Source organism: Caballeronia glathei, from assembly GCF_000698595.1.
Lineage (GTDB): Bacteria > Pseudomonadota > Gammaproteobacteria > Burkholderiales > Burkholderiaceae > Caballeronia > Caballeronia glathei.
Map to the genome: position 1 here is coordinate 1 of NZ_JFHC01000221.1, position 1,505 is coordinate 1,505.

Annotated in this window: 1 protein-coding gene; it reads right to left on the reverse strand. The window is 57.3% G+C overall.

The genetic code is table 11. The features are described from left to right. Positions 1–61 precede the first annotated feature (61 nt). A complete protein-coding gene (locus tag BG61_RS41200; protein WP_075584342.1) occupies positions 62–1,432 on the reverse strand; it encodes an IS30 family transposase in 1,371 nt (456 codons plus the stop codon). Positions 1,433–1,505: the final 73 nt, after the last annotated feature.

The following is a 1,505-nucleotide window of genomic DNA, read 5'->3' on the forward strand; positions in this document are numbered from 1 at the left end:
ATCCATCACTCCGATAGAGGTTCGCAACTTAGGTTCAAGGGGTCGTTGCAACACCTGATGTTTATGACGCGAGTAGTAGATCTCTCAGTGCTTCTGCTGGTGCTTTCCATCCAAGGCTTTTACGCGGTCTGCAATTCAGTGCGTCTGCGACGGCATCGAGTTCACGCTCCGTGTACCGACTGATGTCAGTGCCTTTCGGAAAGTATTGACGTAACAGACCGTTCGTATTCTCATTGGTCCCACGTTGCCACGGGCTTTGAGGATCGCAGAAATAGATCTCCAGACCCGTATCGATTCGAAGCTGCACATGCTGGGCCATCTCTGCGCCTTGGTCCCACGTGAGTGATCGTCTCAACCGCTCTGGCAATAACACGATCTTCGCAGCTATGGCGTTGCGGACAGCCTCCGCTCCATGACCCGCCAGCGGTGGCCCATTCTTGACTCGCACGCCGTTGCCATGGCCCTCCATAGGTGGGAGATGGAGCAACATTGTAAAGCGGGTGGTACGCTCGACCAGCGTGCCCACCGCAGATCGGTTAAGGCCGATGATCAGGTCACCTTCCCAGTGACCCGGAACAGCACGATCAGCAGTCTCAACCGGTCGTTCACTGATCATGACCTCCGGAGTGATGAAATGCTTTCCACGCTGTTGCGTCCTGGCTCGAGGCACACGAAGTGCACGGCCCGTACGCAGACACGCAGTAAGCTCTCGTCGCAGAGCGCCACGGCCCTGGATGTAAAGCTCCTGATAGATGGCTTCGTGAGAGATTCTCATGGATTTGTCGTCGGGATAGTCGACCTGCAATCGTCGACTGATCTGTTCGGGACTCCAGCAGGTGCCCCAACGCCGGTCCGCGCGGCGGCCTTGCCGTCGTCCTTTCCACGGTACGTCAGGTCCGGCAATCGGCCTGCCTCCTGAGTCGGTGACTGCTCCGGCCAATCGACTCTGCACATACTTCTTTAATCTCTCGTTCTTTGCCAGCCTGGACGCTTTGGGACGTCCCGCTGCACGCTCTGCTTTCCACTGAGCAACCGTCGCCCTGTATATCAAAGTACCACCGCGGGTTGCAGCGTTACGGCGCAACTCGCGTGAGATGGTCGAAGGTGAGCGCTGCAGTCTCCGAGCGATCTCACGAACCCCGCAATCCTGTGCCCGCAGCAGCGCGATTTCTTCGCGTTCAGAAAAAGACAGATAAGTCCCACCGCCCGGCGTCAGTTCGATTGGCGGCATTCCTCCCGCCTCACGAAACCACCTTGGTCCCAAAGGTTGTGACACGCCACATTCCAGCGCAGCAGCCTCGGTCTCCATGCCCTGCCGGATACAGTTCCAGAACGCTCGTTTTGTCTCTAGCTGATTGACACCAGGCCTGCCAGGCGATCGCATTATTGGTCTTCCCGTCTGTTCCGAACCCCAACCCTGTGGTCGTCCCATTTGACACCTCCTTTAGGAGATGTTGCAACGACCGGTTGAATCCGCCCAATACGTCAGCATTCGCTACAGCGAA

Coding starts and splice junctions, on each gene's coding strand:
- BG61_RS41200 (WP_075584342.1), bottom strand. CDS start 1,432: ATGGGACGACCACAGGGTTGGGGTTCGGAACAGACGGGAAGACCAATA.